We start from the raw sequence: 15,341 nt of genomic DNA on the forward strand, positions 1-15,341 counted from the left end.
CGACAAAGCCAGGAGCCTCACGTAAGCCGGAAAGCAACCGACGCTTTTATTCTAGCACCCCGGCGCCCGGGATGTTCAAGCCGCGAAGCCGGAGGATTCTAGGAACGGTCGCGGACGGTGGGCGCTTCACTTGGGCGAGCTGTCCGAAGAAGCCCGCTTGAGCGAAAGCCTCACCGCGGCCGGGTTGATTTCCTGGAGATTCATGTCTTTCGGCACGCGGATGTTTCTCTCGGAAAGGTTGAAGGTGCGCCGCCCCAGCTCGGCCAGTGAGCCGTCCACGGTGAAGCGCAGCTTGCGCCTGTCGAAAAGGTAAAACGCCCTTCTCGGCCCGGTGAAAGTCGCGGCGACCTCGGGGGGCTGGATTTCCTCCAGACGCAAGTCGGCCGGAAGGTTCTCCACCACCACGGGAACCTTGAAGGTGGTCTCCACGGTTTTCGAGCCCGGGACGAAAATGTACCAGAAGCCGATCGCCAGCGAGAGGGCGACGGCCTTGGCGATCCAGTTCTCGCGCAGGAGGTCGGCCGGAAGGCTGCGATGGTCGTTGGTCGGGAATTTCTCGCTGTAGAACTCCTGGATGACGGTGCCCAGCTCCTGAGCGGTGCCGAGCTGGCGCAGACGGCCGTCGCGCGCGACCGAAACGGTTCCGCGCTCCTCCGAGACCACCAGGCACAAGACGTCCGTGAGCTCGGCGAGACCGAGCGCGGCGCCGTGGCGGGTGCCGACGTTGGCGAGCTGGGCGAGGTCCTTGGACAGCGGCAGGTGAACGGCGAAACGGGTGACCCGGTCGTTTTCGATCACCACTGCGCCATCGTGGCCCGGCGAATGGGGATCGAAGATGCTCTTCAGCAGGGGCCCGCTCAGCTTGCCGTCGATCGGGATGCCCCCGGTGATGTGGCGCTCGAGCGGGTCGTTGCCGCGAATGACGACGAGGGCTCCGATCCTGTCCTTGGCGAGATCGGCGAGGTTGCGGGCGAGGATGTCCACGGTGTCGTTCGGCGGGGCCACGCTTTTCCGCCCGAGACTCCATACCGCGATGCGCTCGAAGATCTGGCGCAGCTCCTCCTGGAAGATGACCACGATCATGATCAGGAAGACCGCGAAGAAGCCCTGGAAGATCCAGGCGGTCATTTGCAGATCGAGCTGGCGCGCGATGATGTAAACCGCCCCGAGGATCACGATGCCGCGCACGACGAAAGCCGCGCGGGTCTGCCGTGCCCAGACGATCGCCGTGTAGAGCAGGACGGCGACGAAGACGATGTCGATGACCTCCGCCAGCGAAATCACGCGGAACGGATTGAACATGGAGATGTCGTTCATAGCCAGGCGACGGAACCCCTCAATCGAAAAATAGCACGCCCGGCCGTTGCAGGGAATTCCCGCCGCGATCTTTCGGGCCTGCGCCCGCCGTTTGATCCGGCGGCCCGAAAAAGGGTAATGTCGAATCGAACTCTGGATCCGGGAGGGCCGCTATGGCACGCATCGTTCATTTAGCGCTCAAGGTCGACGATCTGGACAGAAGCGCCGAGTTCTACGAAAAGGTCTTCGGCTTCGTGCCGGTCGAGGAAAGCAGGGTCCGGGACCACACGTCCCTCCATCTTTCGGACGGCACCATCGATCTGGCCCTGATCAGGTACGACCGCGAGGCGTCCGCCGAATCGCTCGCCTCGGGAAAAGGGCCGTGCATCCATCACTTCGGGATCGAGGTCGACGACATGGAGGAAGCCGCTGCGGAGCTCGTCCGCTTCGGCTGCGAGATCATCAGCGATCCCGGGGTGGTTCCCGTCAAGTTCCGGGCTCCCGGCGGCACCGTGGCCGAGATCGTCCCCGCAAATCGCTACAGGAAGCCGGGCGAAGCTTAGGGGGATTCTTCGGGAGTCCCGTTACTTCCCCGGGGGCGCTTTCGCCTCGAGAGCGACGACCGAATTGGGGCGAAAGCGGATTTCCACGTCCCGTGTCTCGGATCGCTTCAGTATCGAGATCAGCGGCGGAAAGGGAGTTACCGAGCGCACCGCTTCCAGCGCGGAGCCGTCGAAGTCCTTGCGGCCGGAAGACTTCGCGACGCGCAGCTCCGTCACGCGTCCTGCCCGGTCGATCGTGAAGGCGACCGTGGCCTGCAGCTTTTCGGACTTGGCCGGCATTTTCCACGCCGACTGGACGCGCTTCTGGACCTGTCCCAGATAGCCCTCGAAAGTCTGCGGCGTAGCCGCGAAAACCAGGGCGAAACTCAAGCTCAACAGCATGGCACGCTCACCTCTCTCGTCGACCTCAGCCTCCCGACCCGCTTTTCGCCCCGCCGGGCGCCAGTCGTGCGCCCTAAGCTAAACGCACTCCACAGGACTGTCAAGGACGGTCCGCGTTTCGCCGGGCCTTCCCTGCGTTCGGCCGCGCATTCGCGGACGGGCCGGCCTCTTGAATCATTGCCAGTATATCGTAATATTCGAATATGCCGAATTCCGGAGAGCTGCAAATTTTCAAGGCCGAGTTTTTTCGCGCCCTGGCTCACCCGGTTCGGATCCGCATCCTGGAGATTCTTTGCGGCGGCGATCGCAGTGTCCAGGAGCTGCAGGACGCGCTTCAGGTGGAGCAGCCGCTCGTCTCCCAGCAGCTTGCGGTGTTGCGCGCGAAGAACATCGTCGTGGCGCGCAAGCTCGGAACCACCGTCAAGTACTCGGTCCGGGACCCGCTCGTCGGCGAGCTGCTGAAAGTCGCCCGCCTCATTTTCGAGAAACGTCTGAAGGACACCCAGAACATGCTGCGCGAGCTCCGCAGGGAGAGCGGCCGCTAATGCTGCTCTCGAAAATCCTGCGCACGGGCATCGTGACCGAGCCGCTCGACGACGAATCGGGGGAGCTCCTGCAGTTTTTCCACCAGGCCGGGGCGGATATCCGGCGCCGGCTCGGGCGCTCGTTGGCGGTGCGGGAGGTCGACGCGGGCTCGTGCAACGGTTGCGAGATCGAGATCGCCGGATTGACGGGGCCGGTTTACGACAGCGAACGCTTTGGCATTCACTTCGTCGCCTCTCCGCGGCATGCGGACCTGCTGCTTGTGACCGGACCGGTCACGCGCAACATGGAAGTGCCGCTGCGCAAGACTTACGAGGCGACGCCGGCGCCCAAGCTCGTCGTCGCGGTCGGGGACTGCGCCGCGAACTGCGGTGTCTTCGGCGGCGGCTACGGCGTGGTCGGCAGCGTCGCGGACGTGATCCCCGTGGACGTTCAGGTCCCGGGCTGCCCCCCCGAACCCGCCCAAATTCTGCGAGCGATCCTGGCAGCGGTCGGGCGGCTGCCGCGGAAAGGCTGAAACCACGGCCGCTCGCGACCCGGCTCCATGACAGTCTCCTTCCTGATAGCAATGGCGGCGTCCTACGGCGTGGGCGCGCTTTCCGCGCTGGCGGGAGCGCGCGGCCGGTTCGGGCGCGGCCTGGTCGCCTTCGCCGCAGCGGCCGGCGCGGCGGCCGGCCTCGCTCTCGGCTTGACGGCGCTCGTCAGCCGCGCGCCGCTGGCGCTCTCGCTCCCCGGGCTGTTGCCGGTCGGCGGCGGGCTTGCGCTGCGCGTCGATCCGCTGGGAGCGTTTTTCCTCGTCGTGATCGGCTTCGGCGCGATTCCCGCCGCGATCTACGGCGCGAGCTATTCGGCTGCCTACGAAGACCGGCCAGCTTCGCTGCGGCTGCTCGGGCTGATGTTCCATCTTTTTCTTCTCACCATGAGCCTGGTTCCCCTCGCCGACAACGTGCTCACTTTCCTGGTCATGTGGGAGGGCATGTCCCTGACATCGTACTTCCTCGTCATGACCGACGCGGGAGAGGAGCGTGCGAGGAATGCCGGCCTGTGGTACGCCGGCATGACCCACGTCGGCTTGCTCCTGCTGGCGTCCGCGCTGCTGCTGCTTTCGGGCGGAACGGGGGCCGGCGCGTTCGCCGACCTGCGGGAGCGCGCGGCCGGGCTCGGCCCCGGGATTCGCGACGTCGTCTTCATCCTCGCCTTTCTCGGTTTCGGCTCGAAGGCGGGAATCGTACCGCTCCACGTCTGGCTGCCGAGGGCCCATCCCGCCGCGCCCAGCCACGTGTCGGCCCTGATGTCCGGTGTGATGATCAAGATGGGAATCTACGGCATCCTTCGGGTCGCCCTCGACCTCATGGGCGGCGGGCCCGCCTGGTGGGGTGGCCTGGTCCTCGGCGTCGGCGTCGTCTCCGCGCTCCTGGGCGTGCTCTACGCGCTGATGGAGCACGACCTCAAGCGCCTGCTCGCGTTCCATTCGGTCGAGAACGTCGGCATCATCCTCATAGGAACCGGCGCCGGCTTGATGTTTCATCATTACGGCTTGGCTTCCCTCGCCGCGCTCGGTCTCATCGGCGGCCTCTATCACGTGCTCAACCACGCGAGCTTCAAAGGGCTGTTGTTTCTCGGCGCCGGTTCCGTGCTGCACGCTGCGGGGACGCGCGACATGGAACGGATGGGGGGGCTCATCAAGCGCATGCCGTGGACCGGGGCGTTCTTCCTGGTCGGGGCGATGGCGATTTCCGCACTGCCGCCGTTGAACGGCTTTGTCTCCGAGTGGCTGGTGTTCCAAGCGCTCCTCGGCGGCGTCGCCGTTCCGGTTCCGGAAGTGGCGATCGTCATGCCGGTCGCCGTCGCGGCGCTGGCGCTTACGAGCGGGCTCGCGGCGGCCTGCTTCGTCAAGGCCTTCGGCATCGCCTTCCTGGCGCTTCCCCGCTCCCCCGAGGCGGAGCGCGCCCACGAATCTCCGTTCTCGATGCGGCTAGCGATGGGTTTGCTCGCGTTGGCATGCGTCGCGCTCGGCGTTGCTCCGTTCGCCGTCGTTCCGCTGCTCAGCGCAGCCGTGGCGGCGCTCGCGGGGCTCCCCGATACGCGCGCGGAGTTAGCGGCGGGCCTGTCGTTGCAAGCGCCTGCGGCCTTCGGGCGGATGTCGCCGGCGCTCATGGCGCTCGGCCTGGCGCTGCTGGTGGGAGCGATTCCGCTGGCGCTCCGGGTCCTGAGGCTGGCCTCGCGCCCGCGACCGGGCGACGCGTGGGGCTGCGGCCGCGTCGGCCAGACCGCGCGCATGGAATACACCGCGACCGCCTTCGCCGAGCCCCTGAGCCGCGTTTTCGCCGAGATCTACCGTCCGATGAGGCAGCTCTCGGTCGATTTTCATCCCGGCTCCCGCTACTTCGTGCAATCGATCGAGTATCGAAGCGGCGTCACACCCTGGTTCGAGCAGTTTCTCTATCGACCGTTTCTGCAGAGCGCGACCTTTGTTGCGGAACGGGTCAGGCGGTTGCAGGCCGGGTCGCTTCATCTCTATCTCCTTTATATGGCGGCGGTCCTGGCGCTGCTGCTGATTCTCGCAAGGTGGCTCTGACCGTGGAATACGTCGTCGGGGGACTGCAAGCCGTGCTTGCGCTTGCGCTCGCGCCGCTTGTCGCCGGCTTCGTGCGCTGGCTGAAGGCCCGCCTGCAAAACCGCCGCGGCGCGCCGCCGTGGCAGCCCTACTTCGAGCTTCGCAAGCTGTTCGCCAAGGAAGTGATCGTTTCCGGCCAGGCCTCCTGGCTCTTTCGCTGCGCGCCCTACGTCGTTTTCGCCAGCACACTCGCCGCGGCGTTTCTCGTGCCGTTTATCCTGGTTCCCGGACCGATGGACGGGGTAGGGGACCTGCTGGCTCTGGTCTACCTGTTGGTGCTCGCGACGTTCTTTCTGGCCCTGGCCGGATTGGATCCCGGGACGGCCTTCGGCGGCATGGGGTCCAGCCGCGAGATGACCGTGGCCGCGATCGCCGAGCCGACCATCGCGCTTGCGATCTTCAGCCTCGCTCTGGGAGCAGGATCGACCAATCTCGGACGGATCGTCACACAGGCGCTGGGCAACCCCGCCGCGGCAATAAGCCCCGGCCACCTCCTCGCTTTCGCCGCTCTCCTGATCGTGGCCCTGGCGGAAACCGGCCGTCTGCCGGTCGACAATCCGGCCACGCACCTGGAACTCACCATGATCCACGAGGCGATGGTCCTGGAGTACTCGGGCCGCTATCTCGCGCTGATCGAGTGGGCCGCGTCGCTGAAGCTGACGATTTTTTTGACGCTGCTCGCGAACCTCTTCGCTCCATGGGGCCTCGCGACCGAGGTCGCGCCGGGCGCGCTCGCCGTCGCCGTCGTCTCGCTCGCGCTCAAGCTCGGGCTGCTCGGCCTGGTGATCGCCGGGCTGGAGACCCGGGTGGCCAAGCTGCGACTGTTTCGCGTTCCCGAGCTGCTCGGCGTTTCCTTCGTGCTGGCGCTGCTGGCCGTGACTTCGTCGTTTTTGCTGAGGTGATCGTCCATGAACGTCGCTCTTTTCTCGCAACTGGCCACGCTCGGCTCGAGCGTGGCGCTGCTGTTCGGTGTCGTGCTGTTGTGCCGGCGCAGCTTGCGTGCGTACGTCGAGGTCTTTCGCTGGCAGTCGGCGGTTCTGGCCATCCTCCTGGCCGTGGTCGGCGCCTTTGGCGGCGTTACGGAGCTCTACATCGCCGCCGCGGTTTTCTTCGTCCTCAAGGCCCTGTTGATTCCCCGCTACCTCGAACGGCTGGCGCAACGGGTCGGGGCGGAGAGCGAGTCCCAGCCCTACGTCAACATCACCAGCTCGCTGGTCGTCGCCGGGCTGCTGGTGCTCCTGGCCTACGCCGTGATGCGGCCGGTCGTGCTCGCGAGCGGGCTGCCCACCCGCGGCGGCCTGCCCCTGGCGATGGGCGTGGTCTTCGTCGGGCTCTTCGTGCTGGTCAGCCGCAAGAAGGCGCTCAGCCAGATCGTGGGCTTCCTGGTGCTGGAGAACGGCGTGGCATTGCTCGCCCTGCTCGGGACTTTCGGGATTCCGCTGATCATCGAGCTGGGCGTCTTCCTCGACCTCTTGATGGGCTTTCTCGTGATGCAGGTGTTCGTCTATCAGATTCACGGCACATTCGAATCGATCGACGTCGAACAGCTGAATCAGCTCCGACACTGACCGGAAGGTGAGCCGATCGTCATGAAGTTTCTTTTCTTGCTCTCTCCCCCGCTTCTTGCGGCGCTGCTCGCCTTCCTCGCGCGCCCCTGCCACCGCACCGTGCGTTGGACCGGGGCCGCGCTGTCGCTGGTCTCCCTCGGGGCGGCGCTGGCTTTTGCGCGGGTGATCGTGAGCGGGGGCGAAGCGCCGACCTTCGGGCCGGGCGAGCTGCTGCGCATCGACGGTCTTTCCGCGCTGCTGGCCATCTGCGTAGCCGCGGTCTGGTCTCTGGCGGGGTTTTTCGGTCCGGGCATGGGCGCGGAAAGCGGGGAAAACCCGGCGCAACGGCGGCGCTATCACGTCTTCGTCAACCTGTTCGCCTTCGCCATGTTGCTCGCGGTCTCCGCCAACAACGTCGGCGTCCTGTGGATCGCCCTGGAGGCCACCACGATCTTTTCCGCGGTGCTGATCCCGCTGTCGCTCACGCGGGGCTCGGTCGAGGCTTCGTGGAAATATATCCTCCTCAGCTCGGTGGGCATCACGCTGGCTTTCGTCGGCACGGTGCTGGCCTATTTCGATTTCGTTGCGCTGTCGGGACGGGTCGAGAACGCGCTCAACTGGCCGGTTCTCGTGGCGGCTGCGCCGCGCCTGCACCCGGAGGTGATGCGGCTCGCTTTCGTCTTCATCGTCGTGGGCTTCGGCACCAAGGCAGGAATCGCGCCGATGCACACGTGGCTTCCCGACGCCCATTCCGAGGCGCCGCCGGCGCTTTCGGCGATGATGTCCGGCGTTCTCCTGGCGGTCGCCCTCTATGCCATCGCCCGCTGGAAAGTGGTCGCGGACGCGGCTCTCGGGCCGGCCTTCTCCGGCCAGTTGCTCCTCGGGCTGGGGCTGTTCTCGGTGGCGGTGGCGGCCTTCAGCCTGGTCATCCAGCGCAATTACAAGCGCATGCTGGCCTACTCCAGCATCGAGCACACCGGCTTGATCTGCATCGGCCTGGGCCTGGGGCCGGCGGGGGCGTTCGCCGCGCTCCTGCACCTGATCTGTCACGCAGCGGCGAAATCCATGCTGTTCTTGCTGTCCGGCCGAGTGCTGCATCGCTACGGCACGACCGAGCTGGGAGGGGTTTCGGGAATGCTTCAAGTCATGCCGTGGACGGGCGCTCTCTTCCTGACGGGCGTACTCGCGATCGTGGGGCTGCCGCCTTTCGGCCTGTTCGTTTCCGAGTTCGCGCTGATCCGGGCCGGCTTCGCCGCCGGACGGCCGGGACTCATGGGCGCTGTGCTTGCGCTGCTCGGCGTGGGCTTCATCGCAGTCCTCCGCCATGCGAATCGAATGCTCTACGGGGCGTTCCCCGAGGGCGTCGTCGCGGGAGAAGGCGGCCGATGGCGGCTGGCACCGCTGTTCGTGAGCGTGGGCGTGCTGCTGTTTCTCGGGCTCATGCTCCCGCCGCCGATCGAGGCGCTGTTCCGCCGCGCCGCCGAGGTGGTGGCGAGATGACCGATTTTTCCCGACTGCGATCGGCGCTCGAACGGGAGCTCGGAGGCGGCGTGAAAGACGTCCGGGCTCGTCGGCGAAACGAGCTGCACGTCCGGATCGACCGCGACGATGTGCGCGGGCTCGCTGCCTTGCTGCGTCGGGACTTCGGCGCGGAGCTGGCGCTCCTTGCAGCCAACGATCGTCGGGGCGACAAGGGGGCGTTCGAGATCAACTACCTCTTCGGCAACGACCGGCAAGACTGGTTTCTGCACGCGACGCTCGACCTGCCTCCGGAGCGATCGGCTTTTCCCTCGTTGGCGACCTTTCACTATCCCGCCTCGCGCTTCGAGCGCGAGGTCCGGGACCTCTTCGGCATCGAAGCCGTCGGTCATCCGGACCCCCGGCCGTTGGTGCGCCATGCCTTCTGGCCGGCGGATTATTTTCCGCTGCGCAAGGACGCGCCGCCGCCGGCGAGGTTCCAGGACGACGGCACCCCGTTTCCGTTTCTCCCGGTGGGGGGCGAAGGAGTCTACGAGATCCCGGTGGGGCCCGTGCACGCCGGCATCATCGAGCCCGGCCACTTCCGCTTCAGCGTGGTCGGAGAAACGGTGATCGATCTCAAGATTCGCCTGTACTTTACCCACAAAGGGACGGAGAAGCTGTTCGAGGGGAGGACGCCGGTCGAGGGCGTCGAGCTGGCCGAACGGATCTCGGGCGACACCACCGTGGGGCACGCGCTGGCATATTGTCGGGCTCTGGAGGCGCTGGCGGACGTGGAAGTTCCCGCACGGGCGCAGTGGTTGCGGCTGGTTTTCCTGGAGATGGAGCGGCTGTACAACCACGTGGGCGACTTCGGGATGATCTGCAACGACACGGGGTTCGCCGTCGCCCATTCGCACTGTTTTCGCATCCGCGAGCGGCTGCTGCGGTTGAACAAGCGTCTTACGGGAAACCGCCTCCTGCGCGGTGCCGTAGTCCCGGGAGGCGTCGCCCGGGACTTTCTGCGGGACCTTGACCTGGCCGCCGAGCTCGACGCGGTTCTAGCCGACTTCAACGACGTCGTTGCGATCAGCCTCGACAACGCCATGGTGAAGGACCGGCTCGAGGGGACGGGAAGGCTGGCGAACCGGACGGCAAGGGACCTCGGCGTCTCGGGTTACGTCGCGCGGGCTTCCGGCATCGACGCGGACGCGCGGCGCGATCATCCCTTCGCGCCCTATGATCGGCTGAGCTTCAAGGTGCCGGTCTTCGATACCGGCGATGTCTACGCCCGGACGCTCGTGCGGGTGGAGGAGGCACGCCAGTCCGTGGAGCTGATCAAGCAGGCGCTCGCCCGGGCGGCCGACGGGCCGCTTGCCGTTCCCCTCGGGACGCTGCCCGCCCACGAGCCCGCGTTTGCCATCGTGGAAGGCTGGCGCGGCGCCATCATCCACTGGCTGATGGCCGACCGGGAGGGCAAGCTGTTCCGCGTGAAGGTAAAGGATCCCTCGTTCGTCAACTGGCCGGCGCTCTCGTTCGCGCTCCTCAAGAACATCGTCCCCGATTTTCCGCTTTGCAACAAGTCGTTTAACCAGTCCTATGCGGGAAACGATTTATGACGGTTTGTCGTCCTATTGTCAGCGGGTTCGCAAGCGTGGAGATCGCATCGCGGCGGGCCGTGGGAGACCTTGGAATCCTGCTGCTTCGTGTGGTTCAAATGTTCAGATACAGCGGGTTTCCCGACGTGACGGCGGGCTTTCGGCGCTCCGGCGGGAGGTGAAGGGTGCGATACACCGGGCTGAGGCGACCGCCGTTGAAGGGCGGTAAGGGTTTTGCTTGCCGCGGGATGACAGGCCGTGGCTTGTTTGCGCCTCGAAGCGGAACTACATTGTTGTTATGCGAAGGGCGAGGCGAGCGCCGCCTGGAAATACCCTGATCGACGCATTCGTTCGAAGGATCCGCAACCCCCTGAACGCGCTGCTGCTCCACATAGACAGTCTGGAAGACGAGATTTCGGAAGTCGCGCGCGACGCCGTCCGGGAGCGGCTCGAAAAGATGCGAGACGTAATCACCGAGCTGGATGCTTTTCTCTGCGAGGTCCTGCGGGTCATCGAACTGCCGAGCTCTGGAATCACGGCGATCGACCTCAACGCGCTCCTGAAGGAGGTGGAGACCTTTGCCAGACCGGAAGCGACGAAAAAAGACTTGACGGTAGCGGTCAGGGTCGAAAACGGCGTTCCGATGGTCCAGGGCGACCCGATTCAGATCAAACAAGCGATCTTGAACATTCTCCTGAACGCGATCGAGAGCTCGCGGCCCGGAGGCGCGATCACGCTTGCCACGGAAAGCAGGGAGAACAGCGTAGCGATAAAGATCGAAGACCGGGGCGGAGGCATCTCCCCGGCTGAGCGGGATCGTATCTTTGACGCTTTCTTCTCGACCAAGGAAGGGCGAGCCGGCCTGGGGCTTACGCTGGCGCGGGAAATCGTGAGACTCCACGGGGGACAAATCGTCGTCAGCTCCGAGGTCGGCAAGGGTGCCAGTTTTATCGTTTCTTTGCCGGTGAAACCGTAACCGAAGGGCCCATGGAGACGCGAAAGGTCTTGATCGTCGAGGATCATCCGGAGAGTCGCGAAAGCTTGGCCGCGGTTCTACGGCGAGCGCGTTTTGAAGTGCTGGAGACCGCTTCCCTGAACAGCGCGCTGGCGATGCTCGCCGACGGCCAGATTGCCGCCGTCGTCACGGAGCTGAAGCTCCCGGACGGGGACGGCCTCGGCCTTCTCAGCTACGTCAAAGAAAACCGGTTGCCGTGCGCAGTCGTCGTCGTGACCGCCTTTGGCACGATGAGCTCCGCGATTCAGGCTTTGAAGATGGGAGCCGTAGATTTCTTGACCAAACCCGTTACCGGCCGCGATCTGACGGAAGCCGTGAGGAACGCCGCGCGGGCGTGGGAATGGCGGGATGGCCGGGGCGGGGAGCATCCGGTTCCGGGAGGACAACCGCCGAACGTGGTCGTGGGCGTCTCGCGCGGAATGAGGGAGCTTTTCTCGCTGGTCGAACGGATCGCACCTTACGGGGGCAACGTGCTCATCTGCGGCGAAAGCGGGTCGGGTAAGGAAATCGTCGCTCGCGAAATTCACCGTTTGAGCCCGCGGCGGAACCGACCGTTCGTCCCGGTAAACTGCGCGTCGGTGTCGGACGAGCTCCTGGAAAACGAGCTTTTCGGCCACGAAAAAGGGGCGTTCACCGGCGCCACCGAAAAAAAACTGGGAGTTTTCGAAACGGCGAACGAGGGCACCTTGTTCCTCGACGAGATTAACGAGATGGGGCTGAAAGCGCAGGCGAAGTTACTGCGCGCCCTGGAACGCAAGGAGTTTCGCCGGCTCGGGGGCACCAGAAAAGTAAAAACCGACCTGCGGCTGATTTCGGCCACCAATGTCAACCTGGAAGACGAGGTCAAGGCGAAAAGATTTCGCGAGGACCTGTACTACCGGATCAAAGTGATCGCACTGACCGTTCCGCCGCTGCGAGAACGGACGGATGACATCCCGTACCTGATCAAGGCTTTTCTGGCCGAATTGGCGAAAACCACCGGGAAATCCAATCTCCGGATTACAGCCGAGGCGGTGGCGCGATTGCAACGCTATCCCTGGCCGGGCAATGTTCGGGAGCTCAAGAACGTTGTGGAGAGCATGGCTTTGATGGCGGACGGGGATATTTTGGATGTGGAGGATCTTCCGCAGAACATCCGCGGATGCGCCAACTGCCCGGAGATCAGACTGCCGGTCGGCATAACCATGGAAGAAGCAGAAAGAGAAATTATCCGTCGATATCTGGAATACTTTCCGACCAAGAAAGAAGCCGCCCGTGCCCTGAAAATGGGGCTGCGCACTCTTTATCATAAGTTGAGACGCTCCCGGTTGTTGGCTTCCGAGACCACCCGCCAGGCATAGCTCGCAAGGCCTTCGGTCGCACGGGCGGACCGTATCAAATCTTTAGATGCAAAAATTGCACGTTTAAATCGACAGAGATGCCTTGGATTGCAATTTTGGCACTAACGGTATCGTGCCAAGGTCTTCTGGATGCAAAAATTGCATTGCTATCCTTCATCGATCTCTGGCCGCTGAAAATCCTGCGTTATTTCAGGTAGTTAGCTGCCCTGGGCGAACGGCCTCGATTTTGCGGGTAGGGACCGGTAGTGGACGTCCTTGGTCCTCGGCGTCGACGAACCCCAACCCTGCGAGGTCGAAGAGGGCACATGCGCGAAGGAAATCCGGAAAATCGAAGGAAAGTGCTTTTGGTCAACGGTCGCTCGGACACTTCGCTTCAGTCTGCGCTGGAGCGGGAAGGGTGTGAGGTCACGATCTGTGAGTCGCCTCAAAAGGCGTGGGGATTCGTCTATCCCGTACGGCCGCATCTCATCATTCTCCGGCTGGACGAGCCCGACCACGGGAGCGTTTGCGCGGTACAGGAGTGCCGCGCTCTGGCCGCCGGCGTCCCGCTCATATTAGCCGTCCGGCGCGCGCAACGCGAAGAGTTTGCGACGCGCCTCGGAGATTCGGGACACCGGTTTCTTCATCTCCCGCTGGAACCCGACGCTCTCGCGGAAGTTTTCGACGGCTTGCAATGCCCGCGTGGCAATAACCACGCCGGGTCCGGGCGCAGAAAAAGGGCGTTGTAAACCGTGCCCGGGTCGGCGTCGATTGCGCAAAAGAAACGGCAGTGGCCGGGACAGCGCACCGAACGGTGAAGAGGAAGAGAGCAAGGATCAGGGTTCTGCTGATCGGCGAGAACGTCGACTTGTGTCTTTTCGCCGCTCTTCGCGAGCAAGGTTACGAGACGGCGGTCAGCGGGTCGTCGGACGACACCGAGCTTTTGGTTTCCTCGTTCAGGCCTCATTTGATCATCGTCCACGTACGGCATCAGAATCGGATCGACATGGCGACGTTACGGAAATGCCGCGCTGCCGCACGCGGCGCTCCGGTGCTCGCGGCGGTCTCGGTTCCCGGTCACGAAACGACGCTCCGCGCTCTGGAGGAGGGCGCCACGTCTTTTCTGTCCCTTCCGATCGAGGGGGCGAAGGTCAAAAGAATCGTCGGCGGCTTGGTGGCCGGCCGCGGGCGAACGTGATCGGGACGATTTGGCGTTGTCGTTTACCGAGAAGCTCATCGGCGGGTAGACGTCCATTGGAAGTGGGCCGAGACCTGGAGAATAACGGTTTCTGGTTTCCGGTTTCTGGTTTTCACATTGAACCGTGGAACCATTTGAACCGCACGGAGCGGCAGGATTCGAAGGTCTGGGCCACGAGCCGCGGTTCCGCGAATCTTCAATGAAGGCGAAGGCGTCGCCGGGTGTCAGCACGGACCTCACCGGCAAGCGCTGCCGGGCCACGAGAGAGATCAGAAGCCATCAGGGGCGAGTCATGCGGTCCGCGGAGGGGACTATTTTGTACGTTGTTGAAAATTGTGGGCGATGCCTGTTCAGCGTGGCGTGGGATCACGGTGTGACGGAGTACGCGTTCCCGTTCGAGATCGAGATCCTCGACGTCGATCGCGCCGGCAAGCCATAGAAAGGGAAAGCGGGAGCGGCTGGCCGGCCGGGGGTTCTCGAAAAGCGAAACACCGTACGTGAAAGAACGAGGAGAGGCGGTCATGGACAGGGTAAGAGAGAGGATTTTGGAACTTGCGGATATCATCGGTGCTCACGAGGGGCCATCCTCGAAAGTCGTCGAGGACGCCAAAGAGGAATTCAAGCGATATGTCCACAAATTAGACGGTGATACCCAAAAGGAGGTCATGGAACGGATCCGTGGATTTGCGGGAGCGTGACGAACGGGAAGGATTCGCGTCATTGCCCACGCAGATGAGGCGGCGCAAGGCTATTTCAATCTTTGGACGAAACATGCCCGAAGGCGCCGCCGGGCATGTCCCGAAGGAAATAGGTTTGGCTCAGGAGGTTGGAGAAATGTACCGCGAACAGACCGGGGTTCCACAGGTGCCGGGAAGGTGTGCGCTTGTTCTCGTGATGTTGTTTCTTTTCGCTGGTTGCTCGCCGGAGGCCGCGACCAAGACTCCTCCGGGCGGCGTGCCGCAAAAGGCGACAACCGCTCCGGAGCGAGCCGCGGCCGCGCCGTCGAAGTCTTCGCAGCTGTCGAGCCTCGAGGCCCTGCAGAAGGGAACTTTGGGCGAGGGCAAGGACTCAGGCCCGCTTCGGGACGTCAACTTCGACTTCGATCGTTACGACCTTCGCCCCGATGCCAGGGAGATTCTCAAGGGACACGCGGCGTGGCTCAAGGCGAACCCCGGCGTTCGGGTGGAAATCGAAGGACACTGCGACGAGCGCGGCACCAACGAATACAATCTCGCGTTGGGCGCGCGGAGGGCGGAGACCGTGAAACGGTATCTCGTCGACCTCGGCATCTCGGCGGACCGCTTGTCGACGATCAGCTACGGGGAAGAGCTACCCCTCTGCAAGGAGCAAAGCGAGGCCTGCTGGGCAAAAAATCGCCGCGCGCGCTTTGTCGTCAAGACGGCTCCGGCAGCCTGACCATCCGGGGAGGTAGGCCAATGGCCGGCGAAAGAAACGGTGATTTCAGGCATATTCTACGGAAGATCCAAAAACAAGAGAGTCTGGCGGGCGTCGATCTCAGGAACCTGTATCTGTCGGGCATGGACCTTTCCAACCTGGACCTGAGAGGCGCCAATTTCAAGGGTTGCCGCCTGAACCACGGCAAACTCATCTCGAGCGATCTGACCAATGCCGATCTCACGGACGCAACGTTGGTCAACGCGAGCTTCAAAAAAGCTAATCTCACGGGCGCCGTTTTTCGCGACGCGATCGTTGCCGGAGCCGATTTTTCGGAAGCGCAAGGGTTGAATCCCGACGTCGTCAATTACCTGAAGGCCAAGGGAGCCACAGGGTTGTGAGGGTGCCGCG

At 64.0% G+C, this 15,341-nt stretch carries 17 protein-coding genes; 15 read left to right on the forward strand and 2 right to left on the reverse strand.

Annotated elements, in window-relative coordinates:
* Positions 1-126 precede the first annotated feature (126 nt).
* Entirely contained in the window at positions 127-1,317 is a 1,191-nt protein-coding gene (locus VNN77_11275; GenBank protein HXG51972.1) for a diadenylate cyclase, read from the reverse strand.
* A gap of 152 nt (positions 1,318-1,469) precedes the next feature.
* On the opposite strand from VNN77_11275, the gene VNN77_11280 reads away from it, so the two are divergent.
* On the forward strand, positions 1,470-1,859 hold the full coding sequence (locus tag VNN77_11280) for a VOC family protein (protein HXG51973.1): 390 nt from the start codon (positions 1,470-1,472) through the stop codon (positions 1,857-1,859).
* 21 nt (positions 1,860-1,880) lie between these two features.
* On the opposite strand, the gene VNN77_11285 is transcribed toward VNN77_11280, so the two are convergent.
* Entirely contained in the window at positions 1,881-2,240 is a 360-nt protein-coding gene (locus VNN77_11285) for an energy transducer TonB (GenBank protein ID HXG51974.1), read from the reverse strand.
* A gap of 203 nt (positions 2,241-2,443) precedes the next feature.
* On the opposite strand from VNN77_11285, the gene VNN77_11290 reads away from it, so the two are divergent.
* The 14 genes from VNN77_11290 (at position 2,444) to VNN77_11355 (ending at position 15,331) form a co-directional block, all read left to right on the forward strand.
* The gene (locus VNN77_11290; protein ID HXG51975.1) at positions 2,444-2,785 is read left to right on the forward strand and encodes a metalloregulator ArsR/SmtB family transcription factor; all 342 of its coding nucleotides are present in this window, start codon (positions 2,444-2,446) and stop codon (positions 2,783-2,785) included.
* Positions 2,785-3,300, forward strand: coding sequence for an NADH-quinone oxidoreductase subunit NuoB (gene nuoB, locus VNN77_11295; GenBank protein ID HXG51976.1), 516 nt, complete (start codon positions 2,785-2,787; stop codon positions 3,298-3,300). The genes VNN77_11290 and nuoB overlap by 1 nt, the downstream gene beginning before the upstream one ends.
* A 27-nt stretch (positions 3,301-3,327) precedes the next feature.
* Entirely contained in the window at positions 3,328-5,361 is a 2,034-nt protein-coding gene (gene hyfB, locus VNN77_11300; protein ID HXG51977.1) for a hydrogenase 4 subunit B, read from the forward strand.
* Positions 5,362-5,363: 2 nt separating this feature from the next.
* Positions 5,364-6,302 (forward strand): NADH-quinone oxidoreductase subunit H, encoded by a 939-nt coding sequence (locus VNN77_11305; protein ID HXG51978.1) that lies wholly within the window; start codon positions 5,364-5,366, stop codon positions 6,300-6,302.
* Between the two features lie 6 nt (positions 6,303-6,308).
* Entirely contained in the window at positions 6,309-6,968 is a 660-nt protein-coding gene (locus VNN77_11310) for a hypothetical protein (GenBank protein HXG51979.1), read from the forward strand.
* Positions 6,969-6,989: 21 nt separating this feature from the next.
* On the forward strand, positions 6,990-8,447 hold the full coding sequence (locus VNN77_11315) for a proton-conducting transporter membrane subunit (GenBank protein HXG51980.1): 1,458 nt from the start codon (positions 6,990-6,992) through the stop codon (positions 8,445-8,447).
* A complete protein-coding gene (locus VNN77_11320) occupies positions 8,444-10,024 on the forward strand; it encodes an NADH-quinone oxidoreductase subunit C (GenBank protein HXG51981.1) in 1,581 nt (526 codons plus the stop codon). Before VNN77_11315 ends, VNN77_11320 begins: the two co-directional genes overlap by 4 nt.
* A 277-nt stretch (positions 10,025-10,301) precedes the next feature.
* A complete protein-coding gene (locus VNN77_11325) occupies positions 10,302-10,979 on the forward strand; it encodes a HAMP domain-containing sensor histidine kinase (protein ID HXG51982.1) in 678 nt (225 codons plus the stop codon).
* Between the two features lie 296 nt (positions 10,980-11,275).
* A complete protein-coding gene (locus VNN77_11330; protein ID HXG51983.1) occupies positions 11,276-12,358 on the forward strand; it encodes a sigma-54 dependent transcriptional regulator in 1,083 nt (360 codons plus the stop codon).
* Between the two features lie 793 nt (positions 12,359-13,151).
* Positions 13,152-13,535 (forward strand): hypothetical protein, encoded by a 384-nt coding sequence (locus tag VNN77_11335; GenBank protein ID HXG51984.1) that lies wholly within the window; start codon positions 13,152-13,154, stop codon positions 13,533-13,535.
* A gap of 199 nt (positions 13,536-13,734) precedes the next feature.
* Positions 13,735-13,974, forward strand: coding sequence for a hypothetical protein (locus tag VNN77_11340; protein HXG51985.1), 240 nt, complete (start codon positions 13,735-13,737; stop codon positions 13,972-13,974).
* An 82-nt stretch (positions 13,975-14,056) separates the two neighbouring features.
* Positions 14,057-14,233, forward strand: coding sequence for a hypothetical protein (locus VNN77_11345; GenBank protein ID HXG51986.1), 177 nt, complete (start codon positions 14,057-14,059; stop codon positions 14,231-14,233).
* A gap of 136 nt (positions 14,234-14,369) precedes the next feature.
* Entirely contained in the window at positions 14,370-14,951 is a 582-nt protein-coding gene (gene pal, locus VNN77_11350; GenBank protein ID HXG51987.1) for a peptidoglycan-associated lipoprotein Pal, read from the forward strand.
* 20 nt (positions 14,952-14,971) lie between these two features.
* Positions 14,972-15,331, forward strand: coding sequence for a pentapeptide repeat-containing protein (locus tag VNN77_11355; protein ID HXG51988.1), 360 nt, complete (start codon positions 14,972-14,974; stop codon positions 15,329-15,331).
* The last annotated feature ends 10 nt before the right edge of the window (positions 15,332-15,341 follow it).

This window comes from Candidatus Zixiibacteriota bacterium, from assembly GCA_035574315.1.
Classification (GTDB): domain Bacteria; phylum Desulfobacterota; class Binatia; order UBA9968; family UBA9968; genus DATLYW01.

What these genes read in the sequence shown, in the direction of transcription:
- nuoB (HXG51976.1), top strand. Translation starts at nt 2,785, where the DNA reads ATGCTGCTCTCGAAAATCCTGCGCACGGGCATCGTGACCGAGCCGCTC.
- VNN77_11330 (HXG51983.1), top strand. Translation starts at nt 11,276, where the DNA reads ATGGGAGCCGTAGATTTCTTGACCAAACCCGTTACCGGCCGCGATCTG.
- VNN77_11310 (HXG51979.1), top strand. Translation starts at nt 6,309, where the DNA reads ATGAACGTCGCTCTTTTCTCGCAACTGGCCACGCTCGGCTCGAGCGTG.
- pal (HXG51987.1), top strand. Translation starts at nt 14,370, where the DNA reads ATGTACCGCGAACAGACCGGGGTTCCACAGGTGCCGGGAAGGTGTGCG.
- hyfB (HXG51977.1), top strand. Translation starts at nt 3,328, where the DNA reads ATGACAGTCTCCTTCCTGATAGCAATGGCGGCGTCCTACGGCGTGGGC.
- VNN77_11325 (HXG51982.1), top strand. Translation starts at nt 10,302, where the DNA reads ATGCGAAGGGCGAGGCGAGCGCCGCCTGGAAATACCCTGATCGACGCA.
- VNN77_11285 (HXG51974.1), bottom strand. Translation starts at nt 2,240, where the DNA reads ATGCTGTTGAGCTTGAGTTTCGCCCTGGTTTTCGCGGCTACGCCGCAG.
- VNN77_11340 (HXG51985.1), top strand. Translation starts at nt 13,735, where the DNA reads ATGAAGGCGAAGGCGTCGCCGGGTGTCAGCACGGACCTCACCGGCAAG.
- VNN77_11275 (HXG51972.1), bottom strand. Translation starts at nt 1,317, where the DNA reads ATGAACGACATCTCCATGTTCAATCCGTTCCGCGTGATTTCGCTGGCG.
- VNN77_11320 (HXG51981.1), top strand. Translation starts at nt 8,444, where the DNA reads ATGACCGATTTTTCCCGACTGCGATCGGCGCTCGAACGGGAGCTCGGA.
- VNN77_11280 (HXG51973.1), top strand. Translation starts at nt 1,470, where the DNA reads ATGGCACGCATCGTTCATTTAGCGCTCAAGGTCGACGATCTGGACAGA.
- VNN77_11315 (HXG51980.1), top strand. Translation starts at nt 6,990, where the DNA reads ATGAAGTTTCTTTTCTTGCTCTCTCCCCCGCTTCTTGCGGCGCTGCTC.
- VNN77_11290 (HXG51975.1), top strand. Translation starts at nt 2,444, where the DNA reads ATGCCGAATTCCGGAGAGCTGCAAATTTTCAAGGCCGAGTTTTTTCGC.
- VNN77_11355 (HXG51988.1), top strand. Translation starts at nt 14,972, where the DNA reads ATGGCCGGCGAAAGAAACGGTGATTTCAGGCATATTCTACGGAAGATC.
- VNN77_11345 (HXG51986.1), top strand. Translation starts at nt 14,057, where the DNA reads ATGGACAGGGTAAGAGAGAGGATTTTGGAACTTGCGGATATCATCGGT.